Source organism: Neisseria sp. Dent CA1/247 (genome assembly GCF_022870825.1).
GTDB classification, from domain to species: domain Bacteria; phylum Pseudomonadota; class Gammaproteobacteria; order Burkholderiales; family Neisseriaceae; genus Neisseria; species Neisseria zoodegmatis.
Map to the genome: position 1 here is coordinate 554,519 of NZ_CP091522.1, position 26,403 is coordinate 580,921.

The 26,403-nt window shown below is 50.5% G+C and carries 21 protein-coding genes; 14 read left to right on the forward strand and 7 right to left on the reverse strand.

Going from position 1 to position 26,403, the window contains the following annotated elements; all coding sequences use genetic code 11:
• The first annotated feature begins 16 nt into the window (after positions 1-16).
• Entirely contained in the window at positions 17-859 is an 843-nt protein-coding gene (locus LVJ85_RS02725) for an OmpA family protein (RefSeq protein WP_244741244.1), read from the forward strand.
• A 162-nt stretch (positions 860-1,021) separates the two neighbouring features.
• Here LVJ85_RS02725 and LVJ85_RS02730 read toward each other — a convergent pair whose 3' ends face one another.
• Positions 1,022-1,267, reverse strand: coding sequence for a DUF1289 domain-containing protein (locus tag LVJ85_RS02730; protein WP_085364373.1), 246 nt, complete (start codon positions 1,265-1,267; stop codon positions 1,022-1,024).
• 105 nt (positions 1,268-1,372) lie between these two features.
• On the opposite strand from LVJ85_RS02730, the gene LVJ85_RS13320 reads away from it, so the two are divergent.
• A complete protein-coding gene (locus LVJ85_RS13320) occupies positions 1,373-1,507 on the forward strand; it encodes a hypothetical protein (RefSeq protein ID WP_255733832.1) in 135 nt (44 codons plus the stop codon).
• A 78-nt stretch (positions 1,508-1,585) separates the two neighbouring features.
• On the opposite strand, the gene hemN is transcribed toward LVJ85_RS13320, so the two are convergent.
• Positions 1,586-2,995, reverse strand: a complete 1,410-nt coding sequence (gene hemN / locus LVJ85_RS02735; RefSeq protein WP_244741246.1) for an oxygen-independent coproporphyrinogen III oxidase — start codon at positions 2,993-2,995, stop codon at positions 1,586-1,588.
• Between the two features lie 207 nt (positions 2,996-3,202).
• Here hemN and fnr point away from each other — a divergent pair, with 207 nt between their 5' ends.
• Positions 3,203-3,937, forward strand: a complete 735-nt coding sequence (gene fnr / locus LVJ85_RS02740) for a fumarate/nitrate reduction transcriptional regulator Fnr (RefSeq protein WP_244741249.1) — start codon at positions 3,203-3,205, stop codon at positions 3,935-3,937.
• Positions 3,938-4,029: 92 nt separating this feature from the next.
• Here the strand turns inward: fnr and argJ are convergent, their stop codons facing one another.
• The gene (argJ, locus tag LVJ85_RS02745; RefSeq protein ID WP_244741251.1) at positions 4,030-5,250 is read right to left on the reverse strand and encodes a bifunctional glutamate N-acetyltransferase/amino-acid acetyltransferase ArgJ; all 1,221 of its coding nucleotides are present in this window, start codon (positions 5,248-5,250) and stop codon (positions 4,030-4,032) included.
• Positions 5,251-6,642, reverse strand: coding sequence for a chloride channel protein (locus LVJ85_RS02750; protein ID WP_244741253.1), 1,392 nt, complete (start codon positions 6,640-6,642; stop codon positions 5,251-5,253).
• Between the two features lie 458 nt (positions 6,643-7,100).
• Here LVJ85_RS02750 and LVJ85_RS02755 point away from each other — a divergent pair, with 458 nt between their 5' ends.
• Both LVJ85_RS02755 and LVJ85_RS02760 read left to right on the forward strand, forming a co-directional pair.
• Positions 7,101-7,853, forward strand: a complete 753-nt coding sequence (locus LVJ85_RS02755; protein ID WP_244741255.1) for a GNAT family N-acetyltransferase — start codon at positions 7,101-7,103, stop codon at positions 7,851-7,853.
• Positions 7,854-7,974: 121 nt separating this feature from the next.
• On the forward strand, positions 7,975-8,721 hold the full coding sequence (locus LVJ85_RS02760; RefSeq protein WP_244741257.1) for a 1-acyl-sn-glycerol-3-phosphate acyltransferase: 747 nt from the start codon (positions 7,975-7,977) through the stop codon (positions 8,719-8,721).
• Positions 8,722-8,816: 95 nt separating this feature from the next.
• Here the strand turns inward: LVJ85_RS02760 and LVJ85_RS13405 are convergent, their stop codons facing one another.
• Together LVJ85_RS13405 and LVJ85_RS02770 are read right to left on the reverse strand one after the other, a co-directional pair.
• Positions 8,817-10,550, reverse strand: coding sequence for a hypothetical protein (locus LVJ85_RS13405; RefSeq protein ID WP_304653905.1), 1,734 nt, complete (start codon positions 10,548-10,550; stop codon positions 8,817-8,819).
• 179 nt (positions 10,551-10,729) lie between these two features.
• On the reverse strand, positions 10,730-11,719 hold the full coding sequence (locus tag LVJ85_RS02770) for a Fe(3+) ABC transporter substrate-binding protein (RefSeq protein ID WP_370686949.1): 990 nt from the start codon (positions 11,717-11,719) through the stop codon (positions 10,730-10,732).
• 272 nt (positions 11,720-11,991) lie between these two features.
• Between LVJ85_RS02770 and LVJ85_RS02775 the strand changes: the two genes are divergently transcribed.
• On the forward strand, positions 11,992-13,605 hold the full coding sequence (locus LVJ85_RS02775; RefSeq protein WP_244741261.1) for an iron ABC transporter permease: 1,614 nt from the start codon (positions 11,992-11,994) through the stop codon (positions 13,603-13,605).
• Positions 13,602-14,639: an ABC transporter ATP-binding protein gene (locus LVJ85_RS02780; RefSeq protein ID WP_244741263.1), complete on the forward strand. Its 1,038-nt coding sequence runs from the start codon at positions 13,602-13,604 to the stop codon at positions 14,637-14,639. Before LVJ85_RS02775 ends, LVJ85_RS02780 begins: the two co-directional genes overlap by 4 nt.
• Positions 14,640-14,719: 80 nt before the next feature.
• On the opposite strand, the gene LVJ85_RS02785 is transcribed toward LVJ85_RS02780, so the two are convergent.
• Positions 14,720-15,346 carry an alpha-ketoglutarate-dependent dioxygenase AlkB gene (locus tag LVJ85_RS02785; protein WP_244741265.1) on the reverse strand — a complete coding sequence of 209 codons (627 nt, stop codon included), beginning with the start codon at positions 15,344-15,346 and terminating at the stop codon, positions 14,720-14,722.
• Between the two features lie 440 nt (positions 15,347-15,786).
• Between LVJ85_RS02785 and LVJ85_RS02790 the strand changes: the two genes are divergently transcribed.
• The 7 genes from LVJ85_RS02790 (at position 15,787) to LVJ85_RS02820 (ending at position 26,401) form a co-directional block, all read left to right on the forward strand.
• Positions 15,787-17,937 (forward strand): right-handed parallel beta-helix repeat-containing protein, encoded by a 2,151-nt coding sequence (locus LVJ85_RS02790; RefSeq protein ID WP_244741267.1) that lies wholly within the window; start codon positions 15,787-15,789, stop codon positions 17,935-17,937.
• 140 nt (positions 17,938-18,077) lie between these two features.
• A complete protein-coding gene (gene queA / locus LVJ85_RS02795; RefSeq protein WP_244741269.1) occupies positions 18,078-19,130 on the forward strand; it encodes a tRNA preQ1(34) S-adenosylmethionine ribosyltransferase-isomerase QueA in 1,053 nt (350 codons plus the stop codon).
• A gap of 249 nt (positions 19,131-19,379) precedes the next feature.
• Positions 19,380-20,939, forward strand: coding sequence for a TerC family protein (locus LVJ85_RS02800; protein WP_244741271.1), 1,560 nt, complete (start codon positions 19,380-19,382; stop codon positions 20,937-20,939).
• Between the two features lie 325 nt (positions 20,940-21,264).
• Positions 21,265-22,887: a LysM peptidoglycan-binding domain-containing protein gene (locus LVJ85_RS02805; protein WP_244741273.1), complete on the forward strand. Its 1,623-nt coding sequence runs from the start codon at positions 21,265-21,267 to the stop codon at positions 22,885-22,887.
• Entirely contained in the window at positions 22,884-23,282 is a 399-nt protein-coding gene (locus tag LVJ85_RS02810) for a hypothetical protein (protein WP_244741275.1), read from the forward strand. The genes LVJ85_RS02805 and LVJ85_RS02810 overlap by 4 nt, the downstream gene beginning before the upstream one ends.
• A gap of 78 nt (positions 23,283-23,360) precedes the next feature.
• Positions 23,361-24,941, forward strand: a complete 1,581-nt coding sequence (locus LVJ85_RS02815; protein ID WP_244741277.1) for a type VI secretion system Vgr family protein — start codon at positions 23,361-23,363, stop codon at positions 24,939-24,941.
• A gap of 5 nt (positions 24,942-24,946) precedes the next feature.
• Positions 24,947-26,401 carry a VRR-NUC domain-containing protein gene (locus LVJ85_RS02820; RefSeq protein WP_244741279.1) on the forward strand — a complete coding sequence of 485 codons (1,455 nt, stop codon included), beginning with the start codon at positions 24,947-24,949 and terminating at the stop codon, positions 26,399-26,401.
• Positions 26,402-26,403 lie beyond the last annotated feature (2 nt).

Consider the following 26,403-nt stretch of genomic DNA (forward strand, 5'->3'; position numbering starts at 1 on the left):
CAACAAGGAAATCGACATGAAAGTAAAAACAATGTTTCAAGCAGGCGCGTGCCTGATGATGGCTGCCGCATTATCCGCATGTGCAACCAAAAGCCGCGTGAGCAAAGACGGCACAACCGACACCCCCGTTTTCCCCGCCGTGGAAAAAGTTTCCCCATCGTTTAAGCATAACAAAGGAACGTTCCCGACTGCCGACGAGCTGGCGCAAATCAAACCCGGCATGACCAAAGACCAGTTTTACAAGCTGTTGGGCCGGCCGCATTTCAACGAAGGCATGTTCGGCGTGCGCGAGTGGGATTATGTGTTTCACTTCCACACGCCCGGCCAAGGCACCGACGGGGTAACGACGTGCCAGTTCAAAATCCTTTACGATAAACACAAATACGCCCGCAGCTTCCATTGGAAAGCGGTTGACCCTGAAAACGCCGTCTGCCCGGTGCTGACCGGTGACACAGGCAAACAAGCCGCACGTTACACCGTATCGACGGATGCGCTGTTTGCTTTCGACAAAAGCGATTTGGACAATATGCAGCCTGAAGGCCGTGCCGAGTTGGACAAACTGGTGAAGAAGCTGAAAAAAGCTCAGCTGCGCAGCGTGCGCGTAGTAGGGCACACCGATTACTTGGGTGCCGACGATTACAATCTGGCTTTATCCGCCCGCCGCGCCGAAACTGTGCGCCAATATCTGGTTAAAAACGGCGTGGCCGCCAAAGTGGTGCATGCTTCCGGCGCAGGCGAAACCGAGCCGGTAAAGCAGTGCGCGGAAAACAGCAGCCGCGAAGTACTCATCAGCTGCCTGCAAGCCAACCGCCGCGTGGAAATCGAGGTGGATGGTTCGATTGCCGAAGAACGGAATTAATCGAGATTACATATTTTGTTTGATTGATTCGATAACGATGAAGAAGGCCGTCTGAAAAGTTTTCAGACGGCCTTTAGTATTGGGAGCCGGGTTCGATAGATTAGGATTGGGCATCAACGGTTATGTTTCGCCAAGCCGGGATAGCTTTGTGATGTGAAAGCCTTAAAAATCAAAACCCATCTGATCGGGTAATTCAACTTCCGTATGCTTGTCTCCCGCCGCCTTTTGCAATTTGCTGCGGCGCATGGCAATCAAGCGCATGACTTGGTGCTTTTGCGTGTCTGTCATCTTCTGCCAATACAGCCGCTCTTCCCGACTGCGCAGGCAGCCTTTGCAATAGCCTTTGCTGTTGGCTTCACAAACGCCGATGCAGGGGCTGGGGATGGCGAAGAACTCGAGTTGTTCCATAAATCATGCGGAAAAAAGAAACATTCTGCTCGAAAAACACCGTCTTTTCAATCAATCGCTGTTTTCCGCGTTTTCAGACGGCCTTTTCAGACGGCACCGGAAGCCTTGCACAATTCAGACGGCCTCAAAAGTTTGAGGCCGTCTGAAAGCGGAGAGGCAGGCTTCGCTGAAACCCGCCAAGCAGGTTCGTTTAAATATCGGCCAAACAGCAAACGGCTTGCGCTGGGGGATTGGCGTTGAATACGTACGGATCGTGGGAACCGTTGCCGATTATGCCCGGTCTGCGGCTTTTTCAGACGGCCTCAACGGGCAGGGACGCTAAACCGTCTTCGAGTATTGTGCCGTGGTTTCTTTATGCCGCAGATGGTAGTCAAACACCATGGCGATGTTGCGGATGAGAAACCGGCCTTTCGGTGTAACCGTCAGCCCGTCGGCGCGCAGCTGCAACAAACCGAGTTCGGCCAAATGCTGCAAATCGCCCCGTTCTTCGCGGAAATAATCTGCAAACGAAATACCGAACGCGCGTTCGTAGGTTTCAAATTCGAGCGCAAAGCGGCACATCAAATCTTGAATGATGTCGCGGCGCAATAAGTCGTCGCTGTTGAGACGGTAGCCGCGCATCACCGGCAGGCGGCCTGCGTCGATGGCGGCGTAATAGGCGTCGATGTCGCGTTCGTTTTGAACGTAGGCATTACCGATTTTGCCGATGGAAGAAACGCCGATGGCGATGAGGTCGCAGTCGGCATAAGTCGAATAGCCTTGGAAGTTGCGTTGCAGACGGCCTTCTTTCAGGGCGATGCACAACTCGTCTTCGGGCTTGGCGAAATGATCCATGCCGATAAATACATAGCCGCGCGCTGTCAGCGTTTGCACCGCATATTGCAGGATGTCGAGCTTTGCTTCGCTGCCGGGTACGGCGGCGGTGTCGATGCGCCGTTGCGGTTTGAAAATGTGGGGCAGGTGGGCATAGTGGTAGAGTGCCAAACGGTCGGGATTGAGCGAGAGTACGGTGTCGATGGTGGGTTTGATGCTTGCGGGCGTTTGATGCGGCAGGCCGTAAATCAAATCTACGCTTACCGATTTGAACCCGGCTTCTCGGGCAGCTTCGATCACTTCTCCGGTTTCTTCGACGGTTTGAATGCGGTTGACGGCTTTTTGTACTTCGGGGTCGAAATCCTGAATACCGATGCTCATGCGGTTAAAGCCGAGCCTGCCCAAATGCAGCACGGTCTCGCGGCTGACTTTGCGGGGGTCGATTTCAATCGAGTATTCGCCGTCGGGCAGTAGGTCAAAATGGCGGCGTATCATGCCGAAAACGCGCTCAAGTTGTCCGTCGTTCAAAAAAGTGGGCGTGCCGCCGCCGAAATGCAGCTGTATCAGCGGATGGCGGCCGTTTAAGTGCGGTGCCAGCAGGTTGAGTTCTTTTTCCAGATATTCGATATAGGCATCGGCGCGGGATGTGTCTTTGGTGATGATTTTGTTGCAGCCGCAGTAGTAGCAGATGGTGTTGCAGAAGGGAATATGGATATACAGCGACAGCGGTTGGTTTGGGCTGCCCGCTTGGCGCATATCCAGCGAATGAATGTATTCTTGCGCATCAAAGCCGCTGTGAAAGCGGTCGGCGGTGGGGTAGGAAGTGTAACGCGGGCCGCTGGAAGGCAGCGATGCGATCAGGTTACGGTCGAATTCGGGCGATTGGCCGGCGATGGCGATATTGATGGTATTCATGTGTGGTTTCGTGTGTTGTTTAAAGCCTGTCTGTTGTACGGTGTAGGCGCGGTTAAGTGAAGCTTTAGCCGTTATTTTTAATCCATAGGCAAAGTAAGGGTATTTTGCTAGAATAAGCAAGTTATCGACAACGTGCCTTGATGCGAGTCAATATTTGATTAGTCGGGGTAATATCACACGCTGCTTATGAATAAAGGTTAACCGGGTATGCCAGCACATACTGTACCAAACCAGATGAAAACATTGTGTTCGACATGCTCTCTGCGTGAGTTGTGTCTCCCCGTAGGTCTGATGCCGGCCGAGTTTGCCCAACTTGATGCCGTGATCCGCCAAAGCCGCCGCTTGAAAAAAGGCGAATGCCTGTTTCGGGCCGGCGATCCTTTCAATTCTCTTTTTGCGATACGCACGGGTTTTTTTAAAACGACCATTGCCAGCCAAGACGGGCGCGATCAGGTAACGGGCTTTTTTATGTCGGGCGAGTTGATCGGTATGGACGGTATCTGCGCCCATACGCACAGTTGTGATGCGGTGGCGTTGGAAGACGGCGAAGTGTGCGAGCTGCCTTTTTCGCACATGGAAGAGTTGGGGCAGAAAATTCCCAGACTGCAAACCCATTTTTTCCGTTTGATGAGCCGTGAAATCGTGCGTGATCAGGGTGTGATGCTGCTGTTGGGCAATATGCGTGCGGAAGAGCGTTTGGCGGCTTTTCTGCTGAACTTGTCGAACCGTCTGCATTCCCGCGGATTTGCGGCAAACGATTTTATTTTGCGTATGTCTCGTGAAGAAATCGGCAGTTATTTGGGGCTGAAACTGGAAACGGTAAGCCGTACATTGTCGAAATTTCATCAGGAAGGTTTGATTTTGGTGGAGCACAAGCATATCCGCATCCTCCAGCCTGATGCCTTGAAACAAATGGTGTCGGGTTGCGCACATGCTTTGTGATGTTTAAGTAATCGAACGAAGCAATGAAATAACATGAGGCCGTCTGAATTTTTTCAGACGGCCTCATGTTATTTCAAAACACTTGTGTTTAATTAGCTGCGGTAGTCAGCATTAATCGACACATAATCATGCGATAAGTCGCAGGTATAAACCGTGGCCTGTTCGCCGCCGCGTTGCAGATCGACGCGCACGGTAATTTCGTCTTGGTTCATGATCATCTGCCCGGCTTCTTCGGTGTAGCTCTCGGCTCTGCCGCCGTGTTCCGCAACCAAAGCAGAACCTAACCACAAGCGTACTTTGTCGGTATCGAAGTTTTCCAAACCGGAATAGCCGATGGCGGCAAGCAGGCGGCCGAGATTGGGGTCGGAGGCGAAAAACGCGGTTTTTACCAAAGGCGAATGGGCGATGGAATAGGCAACTTTGCGCGCTTCTTCGCGGCTGGCGGCGTTTTCCACATGAATGGTAATGAATTTGGTGGCGCCTTCGCCGTCGCGCACAATGGCTTGCGCCAATTCGAGTGCGAGGCTGCCGAGCAGCTCTTTCAGTTGGTCGTAACGCGGGTCGGCGATATTGTCGATTTCGTTTTGGCCGCATTTGCCGGTGGCTACGATGACGAAGCTGTCGTTGGTGCTGGTGTCGCCGTCAACGGTAATGGCGTTGAACGAGAGGTCGGCGATTTCTTGTGTGAGCATTTGCAGCACGGGCTGGGATACGTTGGCGTCGCACACGATAAAGCCGAGCATGGTGGCCATGTTGGGGCAAATCATGCCTGCGCCTTTGGCAATGCCGGTGGCGCGCACGGTGTGGTTGTTGCCGATTCTGCCTTCGCGGCTGGCGGATTTCGGCACGGTATCGGTGGTCATGATGGCGCGTGCGGCATCGTTCCAATGTGCGGGTTTTACGTTGGGCAGTGCGGAGACGATTTTGGCGGCGGGCAGCGGCTCGAGAATCACTCCGGTGGAGAAGGGCAGCACCTGTTCCGGTTCGCAGCCGATTTGCTTGGCGACGGCTCGGCAAACGGTTAGGGCGTCTTCGCGGCCTTTGAGGCCGGTGCCGGCGTTGGCATTGCCGGTGTTGATAACCAAAGCGCGGATGCCGTTTTCGTTGGACAGATGTTCTTTGGCAATGTGCACGGGGGCGGCGCAGAAGCGGTTTTGCGTGAATACCGCGCCGACGGTATTGTCGGTGTTTAACACAATCAGCGTTAAATCATCGTGGGCAGCTTTCTTTACGCCGGCCTGCCCGATAAAAACCTGTGCGCCGTCTACGGTAAGTAATTCTGCTGCGTATTTTTCTTTTAGATTCACTGCCATTTATCGGTTCTCCTTAATATCGACCTGTTTGGCGGCATGTTCTTCCTGAACACGCTGCCGGAAACGTGCGCCTGCCGCATGGTAAAACGGCTTGGGTGAAAACTGGCGCGACACTTGAGATGCAAAAATAGCACCAATTAACAGCCAAAACAACAGATTCTGTCCGCCCGTCATTTCCATCACGACAACGCTGGAGGTGAGCGGTGATTGCGTGGCGGCGGCTAAAAAGGCGGTCATGCAGATTAACACCAAAACATTGACGCCGGTTTGCAGGTCGGCAAATTGGGCGATGTGTTGGCCGATCATGGCGCCGACGGTAAGCGAGGGTGTGAAAATACCGCCGGGGATGCCCGCCCAGTAAGACAACACGGTGGCAAGCCATTTTGCTGCGGCCACACCGAAGGGTGCGTCATACATGCGGCGTAAAGCATCGGAAGCTTCGTGATAGCCGGTGCCGAATGTCTGCCCTTGATAAATCGTACCGAGCGCGGCCAGCAGCACACCGATAACGCCGGCCAACATAATGGGATGGCGGCGTATCCAGCCGCGGTATTTTTCGGGCGAAAAGGCCGCCGCACCTTTATACAGCATGCGGGCAAACAGGCCGCCGGCCACGCCGCACACCAGTGCGCTCAGCAATACCCAAATCAGCATGTCGTCCAACTCGGTGCCGTGAAAGCCTGAGAAATAGGGGTTGTTGCCCTGAATGGCCACCTGAATGAAACCGGCCGCCAAGACGCCGATGAAAATCTGCCGTTCCCAGCGCAACAGTATGCCGCGCCCCAACTCTTCGATGGCAAACACCACGCCGGCCAGCGGAGCGTTAAAAGCGGCGGCCAAACCGCCTGCCGCGCCAGCGGCAATCAAATCGTTTTCCTGCATGCCTTTGAAGGCGATATTGTGTTTTTTGCACCATGCGCCCCAAGCCGACATCACGGCGGCACCGACTTGCACCGAAGGCCCTTCACGCCCGATAGACGCGCCCGCGAGCATACCCAAGAAGGTAAGCGGGATTTTCAACATGGTTTGCCACAGCGAAATCAGCCGGGTTTTTTGTGCTCCGTAAGGCAGCGACAGCGAGGCCAACACCTGCGGAATGCCGCTGCCTGCGGTGTAAGGCGCGAAACGGCGCGTCAGCCAAACAATCAAAGGCAGGCCGAGCGGCAGCGCCACCCACGCAAACCACGGATATTCGCCGACCAGCCGCGCGTTTTCTTCGAGCGCCCAGTCTGCCATTTTGGCAAACGCCAGCGATACCAGTGCCACCAGCGCCGCGCCGGCGAGCAGAAAGCCGAAAGCCAGCGTTTTGCGCGACAGCCTTTGGGTTTGATTGAGTTTGTGGATGATTTTTTTCTTGAGTATCCGGTAGCGAGTGGTAAGAAATGTTTTCATGAGAAGACAGCCCAGTCTGGTAATGTGCGGTAATCGGTTTCAGACGGCCTCGGTGAGCAGGACAATGTGGACGGAAAAACAACAAATCCGCACCGGTAAAGAAAGTGAACCGAAGCCGTTTTCCGCTGCCTTATTGAAGGCTGCCGAGCTGTTTGGGTGTGTAAAACGATAGGTAAAGCACGGCGGAATCATCGGGTGTGCAGCGGTGGTGCAAAACCGTTATTATGAGCAGATTTTTTCTGTATATAAAGGGTTGTGAGCGGTTTGGCCGGTTGATTGTTGCGGCTGTGTCGGTTGGGTAAGGTAGGGCAAAGTTGGTGCCAGCGAGGTGGTTGAGGCCGTCTGAAAAAGATGTTTTCAGACGGCCTCAGTAACGGTAACTGTCAGTATTATGTATGGAAAAATGCAAAAGCACTCTGTTATACTAGCGGGCTTACTTACTGACGACGAGAGCTTATATGCCCCATAAAAGCCGTTTCAACACCACAGGCCCGAAAATCGGCCTGACTGTGCGACTGGCGGAAAACCAACAAGAAATCGAAGCCGCACAACGCTTGCGTTATCAAGTATTTGCCGAAGAATTAGGCGCCGACATCCAAAGCAGCGACGGTTTGGATGTTGATGAATACGACCGACATTGCCACCACTTGTTAGCCTTTGACGATGCCACCGGCGAAGTGATCGGCTGCTACCGTCTGATTACCGAAGAAGGCGCACAAGCCGTCGGCTCGTGGTACAGCGAACACGAATTCGACCTCTCTCCTTTGAAAGACATTCTGCCGCAAACCGTTGAGCTGGGCAGAGCGTGTATCCACCCCGATTACCGCAACGGCGGCTTGATTATGCTTTTGTGGTCGGGTTTGGTGAAGTTCATGCGCGATGAAAACCTGCGTTTTATGATCGGCTGCGGCAGCATCAGCACTGTCGATGGCGGCCACGAAGCGGCCGGCCTGTATCACGCTTTAAAAGAAAAGCATTTGGCGCCTGAACAATGGTGCGTGCGTCCGCTCAATCCCCTCAAATGGGACGAACTGAATCCCGTTGAAAATCCCCCTTGCCCGTCGTTGATTAAAGGCTATTTGAACGCCGGTGCCTGGTTTTGCGGCGAACCGTGCGTCGATGAAGCATTCAACTGTGCCGATGTGTTGATTCTGATGGATATCAACCGCTTAAACGACCGCTATCTCCAACGTTTTGCCCCGCGACTTTAAAATAAATCGATCAGGCCGTCTGAAAACCCGCTGGAGGGATTCGCTAAAGCGAACGATGCAAGCTTCGCTAAAACTTATTCAGACGGCCTGCTGATGTATTGCACACACACACTTCAATAATATGAAAACCTTACGCACTGTTTTCCGACTGTTCTGCATCGCCGGCTGTTTGCTTTACGGCATGCTGGAAATGTTTTTCCTGTTTCCTTTTTACAGCAAGCAACGCAAACTGCGCGCCATACAATTGTGGTCGCTGCGCGTGCTCGCCTCTTGCGGGCTGAAGCTCAAAACCTACGGTAACCTGCCGAAAGAAGGGCAGGGGCAGATGATGATCTGCAACCACATTTCATGGCTGGACATTATGGCGATTAATGCCGCGTTCCCCGGCCGTTTTGTGGCTAAAGACGATGTGGCGAAATGGCCGGTGGTGGGTTATCTCGCCACGCAGGCGCAAACCGTTTATGTGACGCGCAACAAAGGTACGGAAGGCAACAGTCAGAAAATCCGCCATGTTACCGAGGCGCTGAAAAACGGCGATACGGTTACTCTGTTCCCCGAAGGCACGAGCAGCGAAGGCCGTGAAATTCTGCCGTTTAAAACCAGCTTTTTTCAGGCGGCCAATGAAGCGGGCGTGCCGTTTATTCCGGTGTTGTGCCGCTATCCCAATCCGGACGGCAGCAGCCCCAATCCGGCCATGGCGTACTACGGCGACATCAGTTTGGTGGAATCCATCCGCATGATTGCTTCGCAGCCGGGCGGTACGGCAGAGCTTTATTTCCTCGACCCCGTGCCGTCGGGCGCGGACAGGCAGGAAATTGCCCGCCATATTCATCAATTGTTGAGTGAGAAGCAGCGCGAATTGGGCTAAGGCTTAGCAACAAGAGACTATAAGGCCGTCTGAAAATATTTTCAGACGGCCTTATTCTTGTCATGGGCACTGTGAAGCGGTAACGTCGATGCCGATCAGCCCAATATTTCCTGAACTTTCAAAATATCGTCTAAAGTCATATCAGATTTGATGCCTTTGAAAGTTATCGAATTCTGATAAGTATGGCCGTCTTCCTCGCCGCGGAAAGATAAAACATGCTTTTGCTGATCCCATTCTAGGAAGTGTTGGTCAAAATCCAGCAGCTCGGTGAACACCAATTTGTCTTGGTCGAAATCGAAGTTGACGATGGTATCGTGGCCGCTGTCGCTATTGGTTACGAACACATAGCTGTCTTTGCCTGTGCCGCCGAATAAATAGTCATCGCCGGCGCCGCCGATTAAGATGTCGTTGCCCGCTTCGCCGCGCAGGGTGTCGTTGCCGCCGTTGTCGCTGCGGTCAAGCAGTTGCGCCCAGTTTTCTTCGATGAAGTGGCGCACGGCTGGGTTGCTTGTGCTGCCGAGGTGTTCGCCGACGTAGGCTTGCAAAGCGTGGAAGGCATCGCTGCCGTCTTCGGCGGTGAAATCCAAGTCTGCGGTGCTGATGTTGTCGCCGAACAAAATATCGTTGCCGTTGTTGCCTTCGAGGGTGTCGTGGGTTGCTTTGACGGTGTAGGTGATTTTTTCGCCGTTGACATCCAATTCGGCGCTGTTGCGCGTATCGCCGATCAAAACGTCTTTACCCATATTGCCTTGCAGCTCGGCGTTTTTGCCGCGGGTGTTGTCGCCTGCTTCCAAGCGGTATTCGTAGGGATTGTCGGCGGTGTCGTTGACGCGGATGGACAACACGGAATCATCGTAATCGGGTTTGCGGGGGAAGGTGCTGCGGATACCGGGTATCAGGTGGGTGGAGGAGTGGTAGGTGATGTCGGGAACGCGTCCGGTAAAGTCGGCAAGCGGGGTAAACGTGTAGCGGTTGTTTTCGATTTTAATAGTGCCTACGTCGTCGATATCAATTGATTCGCCGGCTCGGACGTATTGGCCGTCGACGGAAAAAGAGATGACTTGCGGCGAGGCGGCGCGGGAATCGGGGTGCAGGTTGTCGAACAGCGAACCGCTGATTTCTTTGCCTTTGGTGGTCCAAACATTTTCATCGCCGTCAATCATGATCACTCCGCCGGGTTTGCGGCCGACGCTGATGTGAAACAGATTCGAGGCGAAATTGCCGTCGGCATCAATCGAGGCGACGCTGATAACGTGGTTGCCGTGCGAGAGGTTATCGAGTTTGTAGGAAAAATTGCCTTCTTCGTCGATTAAATGGGTGATGTGTTTCATGTTGTGGTTTGGTTTTTCATAGCCGTCGCTGATGAGAACCGATTGGCTGCCGGCCTCCACTTTGCCTTTGATTTCCAGATTGTTGGAATAGCTGTGCCACGCGTATTCGTTGTCTTTGATGACGCCGCTGTCGGAAACAATGTCGATTTTCTGTTCGTTGCCATCTAAATGACCGTTCATTTGGGTGGTGGTAACGTTGCCTTGTTTGCCGAAGGCTTTTAATTCGGCCAGGATATCGCCGCTAAAGGATGGCGGAATGCTCATCTCTGCTGTAAACGTGCCGTCTTGATTGATGGGGATGAAGCTTTTTTGTAAGTGCCGTTCGATGATTTGGTTGTTTTTGGTCGTGTCGGAGTAGTAGATATGGATTTCGATTCTGTCGGTCTGTTCGGCAACTTGGCCGGTAAGTTTAAGCAGCCCGTCGCTTGTGTCGAATGTGTTGTTATCGGCGTTGCGGCTTTCGGCGCCGTTGATACCTAACCATTGTTTTGTACTCATCATCATCTCCATTATGTGAATCAATATTTGTTTGATATGAATCATGTAGATAGATTAAAGAGTGCGGAGGCGGGTAAAAGTTCTACGGTTTGCCGGCTTGCCGGAATTTGCTTGGATAGAAAGGCAGAGGCCGTCTGAAAACATTTTCAGACGGCCTTTTTGCGATTACCGATTATTGTTTATTTATAACCGGCTTGTTTCATCAGCATCACGGCTTTTTTCTGGTTGCTGCCGGCTACCGATACGTTGATCACGTCTTGTTTGAATTTGCCCCATTTGGCCACTTTCGGATCGGGATTGATTTTCGGGTTGGCGGGGTATTCGTGGTTGAGGTCGGCAAACAGGTTTTGCGCTTCGCTGCCGCTCAGCCATTCGATGAATTTTTGGGCTTGGGCGGCTTTTTTGGTGTGTTTGGTAACACCGGCGCCGGATACGTTAACATGCGTACCTTTGCCTTTTTGATCGGCGAAGAATACGCCTACGGGCAGGGTGGGTTGTTTGTCCATCAAGCGGCCGTAGTAGTAGGTGTTGGCGATACCCACATCACAACGGCCTGCGCCGATGGCTTCAAGCATGGCGGTGTCGTTGGCAAAGGGTTCGGTAGCCAAGTTGTTTACCCAACCTTTAACGGTTTGGGCGGTTTTGGCTTGGCCTTGGTTGGCAATCATGGTGCCGACTAAAGATTGGTTGTACACGTTGTTGGACGTACGCAGGCACAGGCGGCCTTTCCATTTCGGATCAGCCAGATCCGCGTAAGTGGAAAGGTCTGACGGTTTTACTTTTTGAGTGTTGTAGAAAATGGTGCGGGCGCGTACGGAAAGGCCGAACCATTGGTTTTTCGGGTCGCGCAGGTTGGCGGGGATGTTGGTTTTCAATGTGGCGGAGTTAATCGGACGCAGCAAGCCCATTTGGGTAGCCTGCCACAGGTTGCCGCCGTCAACGGTAATGAATACGTCGGCCGGGCTGTTGCTGCCTTCGGCCTTGAGTTTTTCCATCAGGGGGCCGGCTTTGTCGTTAACCAGTTTTACGGTAACGCCGGTTTTCTTTTGGTAGGCTTCGACAACAGGGCGCAGCAGGTTGTCGGCGCGTGAAGAGTAAACGACCAGTTCTTCGGCAAATGCGGGAGCGGTTGCCATCAGGGTTAAGGAAACGGCCAGCGTTTTTTTCATCATGTTTCTAATCCTCTCAAAAATTACCATTGAATTTAAATTGATGTAGGGACAAATCACTACTCAGCAAATTGGAACGATTAAGTAGATAAATAGTTCAATCGGAATAAAAATTGCCATACGGAACAGCATTGTAATCAAGTATCGTATTAAGAACAATATAAATTATCATTTATATCAAAATCAGCGTTATTGGGTTTGCATTCTTTAATCACTAAAACGATAATAGGCAATATATGTTCTGTTCCAACTTTGAGGCCGTCTGAAAATTTATGCAACCGCCTGTATCCAAACTGTTATTGCCGCGCTTGTGGCTGAGTGCCTGTATCGTGCTGATTCTGATTCCGCTTGCGGTGATTGTGGCGGCATTGGGGGAGTTCGATGCGGAAATCTGGTCGTTTCTGCTGGAATACCAGTTGCCCCAATTGTTGAAAAACACCTTGTTTTTGGTGTTGGCCGTAGGTGCGGGTGTGGCGGTGCTGGGTACTTCCTGCGCGTGGCTGACGGCGATGTATGATTTTCCGTTGCGGCGGTTTTTCTTTTGGGCGTTGATGTTGCCGTTGGCGGTGCCGGCGTATGTGTTGGCGTTTACCCAGCTCGGTTTGTTCGACTACACCGGCCCGCTGAATACGCTGATGCGCGAACGCTACGGCATAGCGCAGTTTTTCCCCGATGTGCGCAACGGTTTCGGGCTGGCGGTAGTGATGAGCCTGACGTTTTATCCGTATGTTTACCTGCTCGCGCGCAATGCGTTTTCCAGCATGGGGCAGCGGGCGTTGGAGGCGGGCGCGTCGTTGGGTTTGTCGCCGCGGCGGGCGTTTTTCAAGCTGGCTTTGCCGATGGCGCGGCCGTGGATCGGCGGCGGGGTGATTTTGGCTTTGATGGAAGTGCTGGCGGATTTCGGCACGGTTTCGGTGTTCGGCTTTGATACGTTTACCACGGCGATTTATCAGGCGTGGTTTGATTTTTATTCGCTGGAAACGGCCAAACAGCTTGCCGCTTTGCTGATTACGCTGGTGTTTGTGTTGCTGGCTTTGGAACAGCTCAGCCGCGGCAACCGCCGTTTCAACCAATCCGGCAAGGCGCAGCAGCACCGCCGCAAACCGCTTTCAGACGGCCTCAAGTGGGCGGCGGCGGCTTATTGCGGCCTGATTCTGCTGTTTGCGTTTTTTATTCCACTGATACAACTGATCGTGTGGGCGCACGATACTTGGAACGACGGTTTCAACACTTCGCTGTGGCTGCACGCGTGGCATTCGTTTGCAGCCAGCTTTGCCGCGGCCGTGCTGGTGGCGGCAGTGGCGTTGCTTTTAGCCTTGTCGAAACGGGTGGATAAAAGCCGTTTCGCCGCCGTTGCCGCGCGTATCGCCACACTTGGTTACGGCATTCCGGGCACGGTGCTGGCGGTGGGCGTATTCGTGCCGGTAGCGTGGTTCGACAATATCCTGATTGAGCATCTGAACCTGCCCGAAGGCACTACCGGCATTCTGAAAGGCACGTTGGGCGTGATGTTGGCGGCTTACTTAATCCGTTTTCTGGCGGTAGGCTATGCTTCGCTGGAGGCGGGGTTGGAGCGCATCAGCCCGTCGCAATCCGAAGCGGCGCGTTCGCTCGGCTGCACCGGCGGCGGCGTGTTGCGGCGCGTGTATCTGCCGCTGTTGAAAGGCGCAATCGGCACGGCGGTGCTGATGGTGTTTGTGGATGTGATGAAAGAAATGCCGATTACGCTGATGACGCGCCCGTATGATTGGGATACGCTCGCCGTGCGTGTTTACGCTTTTACCATCGAAGGGCAGTTTGCCAATGCCGCGCTGCCAGCCTTATTCATCGTATTGACCGGCCTGCTGCCCGTTATCCTGTTTTCGCGCACGGAGCAAAACCCATGATTTTAGAAGTTTCGCACATCAACCTTTCATTCGACCGCAAGCCCGTGCTGCAAGATTTCGGTTTTGCATTGGAAAAAGGCGAAATCGCCTGCCTGCTCGGGCATTCGGGTTGCGGCAAAACCACCGCGCTGCGTTCGATTGCAGGGTTTGAACAGCCCGAAAGCGGCAAGATTGTGTTGAGCGGCACCACGCTTTCAGACGGCCTCACGTCTATGCCGCCGCACCTGCGCCGCATCGGTATGGTGTTTCAGGATTACGCGCTGTTTCCGCATCTTACCGTCGCCCAGAATATCGCGTTCGGCATCAGCAAACAGCCCGCCGTCGAACGCCATGCGCGGGTCAACGAGCTGCTCGAATTAATCGGCTTGCCCGACTACGGCAGCCGTTATCCGCACCAGCTGTCAGGCGGCCAACAACAGCGCGTGGCTCTTGCGCGCGCCCTTGCACCCAAGCCCGAGCTGATTTTGCTCGACGAGCCGTTTTCCAACCTCGATGCCGATTTGCGCGCACGCTTGTCGAAAGAAGTGCGCCAACTGCTGAAACAGGAAAACACCAGCGCGATTTTGGTCACGCACGACCAGCAGGAAGCGTTTGCGATGGCCGACAAAATCGGCATCATGCACGAAGGCCGTCTGAAACAGTGGGATACGCCCTACAAGCTCTATCATGAGCCTGCCGACACCTATACCGCCCGCTTTATCGGTACCGGCGTGATGCTGCGCGGCAAAGTCAAAAGCCCCACCTGCGTGCAACTGGCCGTCGGCGAATTCTGCGGCACCGTGCCGTTTGCCTGCCAATGTTGCAGCGAAGTGGATGTGCTCATCCGCCCTGACGATATTGTGCACGACGACCGCAGCCCGATTACCGCCGAAGTGCTGGATAAGGATTTCAAAGGCAGCTATTTCATCTACACGCTCAAGCTCGACAGCGGCGAAACTGTTGCCGCACAAGTGCCCGCCCACCACGACCATCCCGTCGGCAGCCGCATCGGTATCCGCATGGATTTGGAACATTTGATTGCGTTTGGGGCGTGAGCGTTTTGAGGATATCGGTTTAAATAAGGAGGCCGTCTGAAAACATTTTCAGACGGCCTCAAGTATATGTTCGATAGGCATCAATCCAGAATCGTTCTAAAAGTAAGGCTGATTCTCGGCTCGTGAACAGCTGCGCTCTTCATTACGGCGTGCCGCCAATAAGTTTGGGTGTCGCCGCGCATCACAATCAACTGCCCGTGTTGCAGCATCATTTCCCGTTTTTCCTGCGTGTGCTTGTGTTTGAACGCAAATGTTCGGGTTGCACCAAAGCTGACTGACGCAATAACCGCCTGCTTGCCCAGTTCGCGCTCATCGTCGCTGTGCCAAGCCATACCCTCGCGGCCGTCTGAATAAAGATTGAGCAAGCATGTATTGAAAACGACAGGGCTGTACGGGCGGATGCGTTGTTCCACCGTTTCTTTAATCGCCAACAAGGCCGGATGCCACGGCAAAGCGCGTCGGGTGATGCCCGAATAAGTGTAGGCAAACGGCTTGTCGCCGTACCAAGCGGTTTGGCGGGCAGTAATGATCCGCTTGCCGTATATCAATACCTCGTCATGCTGCCAATTTATCTCTTTCATCAGCACGTCGAAATAACCGCCAGCCTCGGGCGGAGGGATGATGATGCCGTAATTGTTAACAATTCCGTCGTAAGGAAGCAGATTGGCATCGGGCTGATTATGATTGGGAAATAAGTTTAATGTCATGTTGGTTTTTTCCGGTTTGCATATGCTTTTTTATGACATTTCAACGTCTGCATCTATAATTCGTATCGATAAATAATAAATGAGTTTGTATATCGGCTCTATGAAATAAATAATATTTTCAAATAAGATTTATGCGTCTGCTTTTAAATTTTAACTTAATTTAACTTTTGTTGTTTTTCATTAATTTTTTTCTTTCATTTTTCATGATATATCAGCCAGATTATTTTATTTCTTAAAATTGTTGACAAAATAAATATTTTTGTCATTAATTTAATTTAACTTAAAATAACATTTAAAAAATTAATTAAATTTGAATAATGATAAAAGGATAAAAAAATAGATTGAAACGATCTGTTCCTGATTGTGTGAAGAAAATCTATTATACTCGCGCTCCCGTTATCTTTTGGGAATTAAAGATTTACACAGGAGGTAAGAAATAAATGTCACGTTATGTAGTTCGCACACACGCCACTCATGGAAAATATATAGACATTAGAGACTTTAAAAACAATAAAAATACTTACGATGATGCCGTTAAAGAAGCACTTGCTGCTGCGCATAAAGAAAAGGCTGCTCTTTATCTAAACGGTACCATCACAATTAGTAAAGTCATTGAAATCAACGCCGACACCAAAAACGTCACCGGTATTTTCGGAGACGGGATGGGCAAAACCAAAATTCTGTTCACGCACACGCAAACAGGTGTGCACAATCCCGACAGCAACAGCACTGTTCCCGAAAAAGCCGGTATTTGGATCAACAAACAAAACGGCAAATTTATCAGCGACCTTTCCATAGAGTACAAACACACCAAGCCGAGCGATTTTTACCGTTTCGGGCAAAGCTATTTCGGTAAGGTAAACGGTATTGTAGTGAATGATTCCGACCAAACTCTTATCAGTAAAGTAGAAGTGTCCGGCGCAAACCGGGCGGGCGTTTTGTTTACTTCTATCGACGCGATTTCATCCGGAGCCAAGTATTCGCTGATCAATGGCAAAATTTCCGCAAACCAGCTTCCGACCGGCGACAACAATAAGGTTATCGACAGCTACCTGCACCACAACCGAGTTGCAGGTATTTTAGTTTCTTATCAAAAAGGTTTTAAGGCGGAAGGCAATACCTTGGCGTGGAACGGCCACAAAGATGACGGCGGCACGGGTTACGGTATTGCACTGGTGGCCGGCAGTTACAACAATGGCGTAACCATTGCCAACAACAAAACCGACCACAATTACCGCAAAGGCATCGATGCACACGACGGCAACAATATCACCATCAAAGATAATGTACTCAACGGCGACCGGATGTTTGGTATTGCGGTGGAAAACCGCCAGTTCAGCATGGATCGGGTAACTGTGCACAACAACAAGATTACCCAAGATAAGTCGTTCCGTTTGCTGAGAGACGACGACTCGGGGGTGCCGCATCCTGCCAGCGACTATGCCGGCTTCCGCGGTATCAAACTGGAAAACAAGGCTCAAGTTTGGCAGCAGTTTATCAATCCTAAGCCCGGTGCTTTTGTGATTACCAACAACACGATTGAAGGGTTAACCGACTATCAAGGCATTACGCGCGGGATTGAGATGCGCAACAATGAAAAAGATGTTACTTATTCTTTGAGCATTTCCAACAATACCATTAAAGGCAATTCGTCCGACAGCCTAATCAGCGTGTTCGGCAATCCCGACAATCCCGAAACGCCGTATATCGAAAGAGGGCCGGGGTCGGGGAATATCCGCATCGTTAATAATACGATGGACGTGACCCGAACTCTCAGCGCGCCGATTATGATAGAGGAGCGCAATACCAACGGGCAGGCGCACGGCAGTATCAGGATCGAAGCAAACAAACTCAACGTGAAACAATCCGATGCCGCCACCGAAGGCATCTCGGTAGAAAGCAATGCCCGCTGGCTGACCTTAAACCAAAATACGTTTAATTTAGGCGGCTTGATCGACAGACCGGTTGTGCGCACCAAAGGCGTCGGCCGTCATAAACTCCAGTTGAATGTGGCGGGCAATAAATTCGAGACAGACGGTGAAAAAGCCTTTGAAAACGGCGACTGGCTGAAAATCGAAAATACCGGCACCAAAATCCACAGCAACCAACACAACAAAGCCGTCGGTATTTTGGGCAACAACGGCACCACGGTTCAGGATATTCTCACGGCGCACAAACTGAAAGCACAGGCGGAGAAAGCCAAAACGAGTTATTCCGCCAAAATGCCTTCTGCCGGTATGGTTCCCGAAGACTTTGACAACGGCCATCAAGATGCCGACAACATGCCTTCAGCCGGAAGAGCTGCGCTGCCTGATATCGGACAAACCACTTTCAACAACACGGCTGCCGAAAACATCCGCGTGCATCCTGCGGCTTTGTCCACGGCAGAAAAGGAATCAGCCGAGCCTGCACACAAGACAACACCGGCAGATGAGTTGCTTGATAACGGCAAAACGCTGGATTTAGGCGGCATCGGTTTGACCGAGCGTACCGAATCTTGGCCGGAACATGCTCCGGAGGCTTATCCCGCCATTCATGCGGCTGCTGCCGTTTCCGGTATGCCCGAGGAAAACACTACCGTGCTGGCGTAACAGCATCTGTTCATCAAACATGCCGTTTCGGTGGGAGAATTCGTTTCTCGAATCCGAAACGGCATTTTGCGTACTTTATAACCCGCACTATATAATAGCGCCCTTATTTTCAAGCCTTTTCAGACTGTATCCCACACTTTATGCATATTTCCGATTTTGATTTCGAGCTTCCGGAAGCTCTGATCGCCCAACATCCTCCGGCCGAACGCGGTGCCAGCCGCCTTTTGGTCGCTCTGCCTGATGCACCCGTTACCGACACCGTATTTTCTGCCTTGCCCGATTATCTCGAAGCGGGCGACGTGCTGGTGTTTAACAATACCAAAGTGATGAAAGCGCGGCTGTTCGGCGCCAAAGCCAGCGGCGGCAAAATCGAAGCCTTGATCGAGCGCGTGTTGGACGCGCACACCGCTTTGGCGCATGTACGGTCGTCCAAATCACCCAAACCCGGCACGGAATTGATTTTTGAAGGCGATATACGCGCCGTGATGGAAGAGCGTGCGGGCGAGTTGTTCCGCTTGCGTTTTGAAGACAGCCGCAGCGTGTATGAAATTCTCGAACACAGCGGCAAGCTGCCTTTGCCGCCTTACATCGAACGCGCCGCCGATGACGATGATGATGCTCGCTATCAAACGGTTTACGCCAAGCATCAAGGTGCGGTTGCCGCGCCGACCGCCGGTTTGCACTTTACCGACGGCCTGCTTGAGGCCATCCGCGCCAAAGGCGTGCATACCGCAGAAGTCACGCTGCATGTGGGCGCGGGTACGTTCCAGCCCGTGCGGGTAGAAAACATTGCCGAACACACCATGCACAGCGAATGGTTTGAAGTGCCGTCTGAAACCGTGGCCGCGATTGAAGCCGCACAACAGCGCGGTAATAAAGTGTGGGCAGTGGGCACGACCTCCATGCGCGCGCTTGAGTCCGCCGCAAGGGAAACAGGCCGTCTGAAAGCGGGCACCGGCGACACCGATATTTTCATCACGCCGGGCTACCGTTTCCATGTGGCAGACCGCCTGATTACCAATTTCCACCTGCCCAAATCAACCCTGATGATGCTGGTAAGCGCATTTTCAGGCACAGAACACATCCGCAACATTTACCGCCATGCTGTCGGGCAGCAATACCGCTTTTTCAGCTACGGCGATGCCATGATACTCGAGCGCACAGATTCATCGCGGCACGAAACTCAAGATTAACTTGTGGCGCAACGCTGCCGATTTCTCCATTCAAGCAGGCCGTCTGAAACCTTTCAGACGGCCTGCTTTGCCTTATCCACATGAAAATGATAAACTGCTGATTCCATTTAACTTGAGGCATACACACCATTATGAAAGACGCGGAGCAGAGCAGTACGACCCCACGCCCTTCGTGTATGCGCCCCATTCAGGCAGCCTGACTTTTGTCGGGTTGCCTTTTGTTATGATTAAAAAAGGACAATAAGCATTATGGATTTCAGTTGGTTAGCCGAACCGAACACCTGGTTGGGCTTTGCAACGCTGCTGGTTCTCGAAGTCGTGCTCGGCATCGACAACCTCGTTTTCGTGGCGATTTTGGCCAATAAAGTCAAGCCCGCCCTGCGTGATAAAGCCCGCATCACCGGCTTGGCACTGGCCGTATTGATGCGCTTGGTCATGCTCGGCTTTATGGCGCACATCATCACGCTGACCAAACCGCTGTTTGAAATAAACGATATGAGCGTGTCGGGCAAAGACCTGATTATGCTCATCGGCGGTTTGTTCCTGCTGTACAAAGCCACCACCGAACTGCACGAGCGGATTGAAGGCCACAACCAGTTTGCCATTGCCGACACCCATAAAAAACATTCGCCGTTTTGGGGCGTGGTGCTGCAAATTTTGGTGTTGGACGCCGTGTTCTCCATCGATGCCGTGATTACCGCCGTCGCCATGGTTGACCACATTGTCGTAGCGATGGCCGCCGTTGTTGTTGCCATGACCATCATGATCATGGCCAGCAAACCGCTCACCGAGTTTGTAGCCAAACATCCTACCGTCGTGATGCTGTGTTTGGGCTTCCTGCTGATGATCGGTTTCAGCCTGATTGCCGAAGCCTTCCACTTCCAGATTCCCAAAGGCTATCTGTATGCCGCGATCGGTTTTTCCATCCTTATCGAAGTGTTCAACCAAGTTTCGCAGCGCAACGCCCGCAAAAACGACTACATCAGCAGCTCGTGGCGCAAACGCACCGCCGATAACGTGCTGGGCATGATGGGTATCCGCGAAACCGTTTTGGCACAGTCCGGCAACAAAGCCGAAGACGTTTCCCACTTTGAAGAAAACGAAAAATCCATGATACGCAGCGTGCTCACGCTGGCGGAGCGTCCCATTCTCGGTGTGATGATTCCCCGCCGCGACATCGAACGCTTGGACATTTCGCAAAGCAAAGAAGAGCAGCACGCCCAGCTGCAAAACACACCATACAGCCGCCTGCTCGTGGTCGGCAAAGCGGGTGTGGACGAGCCGCTGGGCTATATCAACAAAAAAGACCTGCTCGCCCAACTGCTTGACGAAGGCACAATCAATATTCAGACGGCCTTAAAACAACCGCTGATTTTGCCCGACAGCACAACCGCACTGGCCGCTATCGAACTGTTCCGCAAAAAAAGCGCCGATTACGCACTCGTTGTAGACGAGTTCGGCGCCGTGTTGGGTATGGTTACCATGAAAGACCTGCTCGAAACCATCGCCGGCGAGTTCCCCGAAGAATTCGAGCGCGAAGAAGAACCGACACTGCAAGCACACGCAGACGAAAGCCTGACGGTGGACGGCTCATTGGAATACGTCGAATTGGCGCCGCAGCTCAACTTACCGCCGCAAGAAGAAGACGCCGACTTCCACACCGTTGCCGGCTTAATCATGGAAGAGTTGCAAAGCATTCCCGACGCCGGCGATTTTGCCGACTTCCACGGCTGGCGTTTCGAAGTGATGGAAAAAGAAGGCCAACGCATCGAACGGGTAAAGATTACCAAGCTGCCGGAAGAAGGTTAATCTTAAGACTAGGTCTCCTTGATACACCTATACACCAATTTATACTCAAGGCCGTCTGAAATTTCAGACGGCCTTTCGTCATACCCATATTGGGCAAAGATAACCATTCTGCTATATTGCCAAAGCATACACCTTCAATCCCGATACTCTGACACACCGCTTTGGAACGCCCGCGATGACCCAAACCCAATCCTACCGCCTCACCTTCTCCCGCTTCAGCGCTTTAATTTTCTGTTTTGACAGCTCATGCGAATAAAGCAGTAATAGTCAGAGTATGTCTAGATAATTTATGACTACAAATAAGCAAAATAGATAAGGAAGAGAAATGACAAAATACCAATTTGAATTTTTAGCTGCCAACGACACTCCATTGGCAGGTTGTAATTATCAGATTATGTGGGGAGCCAAAGAGTTGAAGTCAGGACAGGCGGACTCTAAAGGAATTGCATCGTTTGATTCAGAATTGGTCAATAACAGAAAAATTCGGGTGCGTTTTTGGGCTAAAGGTCAGCCTAAGGATGCAGCTTTTGAGTCCATTGATTTCAGCTGGGTTGAAAATATCGTCACTCAGCCGGTAAAAGCCCCTGTTATTTATGAAATGCCATTAAGAGAGACAGAAAATAAAGATGGCGAAAAAGCAGAGTATCGGCAAGCATATTATGAAGTACAGTCAGGCGATACATGGGAAAAAATTGCACGAGAATGTGAAACCAACGTTTCATTAATTAAATTTATAAACGAACTATCTGATGACGACTCTGTCCTGCAAAAAGGTCTAATCCTACTGCTGCCTAGAGAAGCAAAACGTCCATCGAAGCAGAGAGAAGGGATAAAAGATGAAAATACAAAAACTGTAGAAAAAGCAAATAATTTAATGACGGAAGCAGGAAATACGGAATCAGAAAAAACTGCGTTACAGGATACCACAAAAGAAATATCCACCATTTCTAAACTAGAAAAAACTGATCTTGATGTAGAACCCCCAAATGAAGAGCGTAAACTTAATAAAGTTGCAGAGAAAAAAATAGAAGAAAACAAACCAAAGACGGAACAACAGAGAAGTGCTGAGAATGGAAAGCCTGAGATGAAAGCTACTTCTAGTGAGAAGCTTGTGTGCTGTTGCAATAGAAACATTAATATTAGTGAATTTAAGCAGGTTACATCGAACCTAAAAGCGTTGTCATATTTAGAAATATTAAATCAAGAATTCAAACGATTTGAAATTAATACTTGTATAGAAAAAGCATATTTTATTGCTCATACATTGCATGAGACTGCTCAATATACACTATTAGAAGAAGGAGGTGTAAATGAACAGCAAGAAATTATTAGTTACAAAGGATATAAAGGGCGAGGCTTGATGCAATTAACATGGGAAGATAATTATAGACTATATGGAAAAGCAGCATTAGGAAATGAAAAAGCTTTTCTGAATCAAGGGAAATATCGCATTGCTCGAGAAAAAGAGCATGCGGTAGGGTCTGGTATATGGTTTTGGAAATACCGGTTATTGAGTAAATATGCACTTAAAAACGATTTTATTGCGATTAGTGCAATTGTAAATGGCGGATTTAATGGTTTTAAAGATAGAGAACGATACTATAGAAAAGCTATTCAAGCATTTAAAGTACACTACTGTAAAAATATTGATAAAACGGTCATTGCAACGTTGAATAATTATAAAGTATTTGAAAAAAGTCATGTTTATAATCATATGATTGGTGAGGTTTTTGGTTGGGGGCTATGGCATGATCCTCAAACTAGACAGAGGGGAACTGAAAAAAATAAAGTATTAGCAAAAGCTGGATATCAAAGATTTCTAGAACTTTCTTCAGAAAGACAATATCCTTTTGGATTTAATAACAAAAAACGCGAAGAAAAAAAACGATATGGCTACAAAGGCACATCTGCTGTAAGTTTTGCTAAAAAAAGGATTTCAGAATTATGAAAATAAAAAAGATTTTATTATTTTTTATCTTTTTTTCTTATTCCAGCTTTATTCATGCAAATGAATATTTTTGTTTGAAAAATCCTATGTCATCTAATTTTTTAATGGTGTCATCAGATTTTAGTCATGTTATGTACGCCCCATATAACAAGAAGATTAAGTTATCAAAATTAATTAAAAAATCTGTATTAGATTCTTCTGATGAAGAAAGCAAACCATTTTACTCCCTTACATATAAAGAAATTATAAATAATAAAGTAACTGGAGAATATGTATTTAACATTCAAGGGTATTTAATCTATTCTGGTTCTTATAAAAAAAACAAAAAAAGAAAAGATATTAATTACTTTCTAGTAACAAGGGAAGAACAAAACCTACCTGATAAATGTATCTAACAAACGAATTGTTTAAACCACAGCCGCCGTATTGTTGCCTCAGGCAGCGGCAACATTACCGCCCTCAGCCCCGGCCAAGTGTTTCAGACGGCCCCAAGCTTCAGCGAAGCACCCAACGGCTGGTTGGTGGTATCGCTCACCCACAGCGGCAGCCGCGACAGCGCATATAGCCATACTTTCACCGCCATCCCCGCCGACAGTATCTTCCGCCCCGAACGCATCACCCCGTTGCCGAAGATCCAAGGCAGCCTTCCCGCCAGAATCACCAGCCCCGGCAACTACACCTATGCCTATATCGACAATATGGGCCGTTACCGCGTCAAACTGCCGTTTGACCTCGACGAATGGAGCCCGGGCGGAGAAAGCCGTCCCATCCGTCTGGCCAAACCCTATGCCGGCCCCGACTACGGCCAACACTTCCCGCTGCACGAAGGCACCGAAGTGATGCTGTCGTTCGTACAGGGTAATCCCGACAGACCCTACATCAGCGGCGTGATGCACGACAGCTCCCACCCCGACCACGTCCCTGCCGACTGGAACACCCGTAACGTCATCCGTACTTGGGCGAATAACAAACTGCGGATGGAAGACAAACAGGGTCAGGAACACATCAAACTGGCGACCGAATACGGCAAAACCCAACTCAACCTCGGCCATATCGTCGACGGCCAGAGACAGAAACGCGGCGACAACGGCGAAGGCTTCGAGCTGCGTACCGACAGCTGGGGTGCGTTGAGAGCGGGTAAGGGTTTGTTTATCAGTGCCGATGCCCAAAATCAGGCTGCGGGTCAGGTGTTGGATATGGATGCCGCCATCGCCCAAATGGAACAGGCACTCAGTTTGGCCAAAAGCCTCAACAAAGCCGCCCATACCGCCAAAAACGAAGCCACCGCAGCCGAAGAACAGGCAGGCCGTCTGAAAGACAGCCTCAAACAGCTGCAACGCTCCGGCATCATCCAATCCGCCCCCGACGGCATTGCCACCGCCACCCCGCAAAGCCAACTGCACACCGCCGGCCAACATATCCACCACATCAGCGGCGGCGACACCGACATCAGTGCCGGCAGCAACTTCACCGCCCATGCAGTCGAAAGCGTCAACTTGTTTGCCCAGAGCAAAGGGGCGAAGTTACAGGCCAATCAGGGCAAGGTGGAGATACAGGCTCAGAACGACGAGATGCAGATCAATGCCCTCAAAGATGCCACCATTACCAGCAGCGCGGGCAAAGTAACCATCGCGGCCAAAGACGAAATCCTGCTGACCAGCGGCGGGGCGTACATCAAGATTAAAGACGGCAATATCGAGCTGGGCTGTCCGAAGATGGTGTGGGTGAAGTGTGCGGGGTTTCAGGTCATCAATCCTCATGCGATAGCAAGTAACTTGCCAAAATTCGAGCCTTTATATTCCGGACGTTATATTTTGAGGGATAAAAAAACGCAAAATGTATTGGTTAACCGCCCATACACTTTGACTTTAGAGGACGGTAGTCAAGTAGAAGGGATAACTAACCACAAAGGAGAAACCTTGTTGGTTACGACTTCCTCTCCTCAAAAAGTAGAATTTGTTCGGGAAGATAAGCCCAAGAAAGCACCGCATCTTTTACATATTGCAGGCGGAGGCACAATTAATCTGCATTTTGAAATTTACGACGACGAGTAAATACCATGACGATGATTACACGACTGGAAGTTGATAGAAAATATGCCGATATTGAATTGTCTGATTTAGGTTATCTTTATTTGGTATGGGATTACGTTCTCAGATACTACAAACCCAAACTTCGGATGGGTAAGAAAACGCAGGATAAAAAGCAAAATGGCTTTGATCATGTCGTCAACTTAACGGAAAAAATGACCGGCTACTATTGGCCTTACAAACCTGAAGTCAGTTTCAGCGTTCCCCAAGGAGAAGGAACACCTGTGCCTCATTTGACTAGAAACAGGCAGGCAGGGAAAAAAGAGCAGCAGGAAAATGAAAACTATATCGAAAAAATCGGTGAAAAAATCGGCTTAACCGATCCGACTACCGAAGGAAAAAACCGCAGACATACACGTTGGAAGGGTTCACCGGCTATTGTGACTGGTGCTACTGTCAAGCGGCCTGATTTGATTATCGTCAAAGATCATAAAATCCGTTGGCCGGGACGTAATGCCGTATATCCGCCTACAGGAGAAAGCTATGGTCACAATCTCAAGCGATTGGTGGAAATGAAGTATGGGAAAGATAGTTTGGCTTATAAACAGGAACAAGCTTATATAAATATTGCAACTTGGGAGCGCTTTGCCGTATTAAAAATCTGGCAAGATGATAACAAAGACGACACACGGCATATTTATGAATTTTCACCCGATTTGGTGCCTGCGTTTGGTTTTAAACAAGACGAACTGCTGCCTAGAATCCGTCTTGAGCCGTGGCTAACGCCTCCATCGGGCAAACCTGTCAACATCCTGTCCGGCGAATTGGTTAACAAGCAAGATTTGGAAGCGGCTTACCGTCCGGAAACCGTAGAAATGTTGAGCCGCAATTCGCCTTGGTTTGACAGTTTCGGCAATTTCGAACGTACTTCAGACGGCATACGCTGGGTAGGCGAAAACGGTAAAGTTGTTGAATATAGCGATATTGAATTGCAGCAAGCTGCCGACTATCTGGAACAATATGAAGATATCCCGCGTGACCATCTGCCTTATATTCAGGAGGCAGAGGTGGTAATGTCCGGTGACGATACGCTGGCTTTGGCGTTGAAGTTTGTTAAAGACAACAAAGAAGAAATCATCGCAATCGTTGTGCTGACAGTCGCCGTTGTTGCAGCAGCGGCTTATTTCGCCCCCGCCGCACTACTGGGCGCCGGAACGTTTTTATTGAGGCTTGCTAGATTTGCCCCTGCATTAGGTGTATCGGCAAAGGTATGGGCGGCAGATGAACGTTTTGAAGAGCGCAGCAATTGTTATGAGTATCGCTATCTTGTTGAGAGAAAACCGAAAGGTCAAACATATAAACGCAATGAATATGAAATTATCCGTTACCTGCCGTGGCAGGAATGCGGTGAAAATTCGGATACCAGCCATTTGGAAGGTTGGGAAGAAAAAGTTCGAGAATTTGATAACCGACATAGGAAATAAAA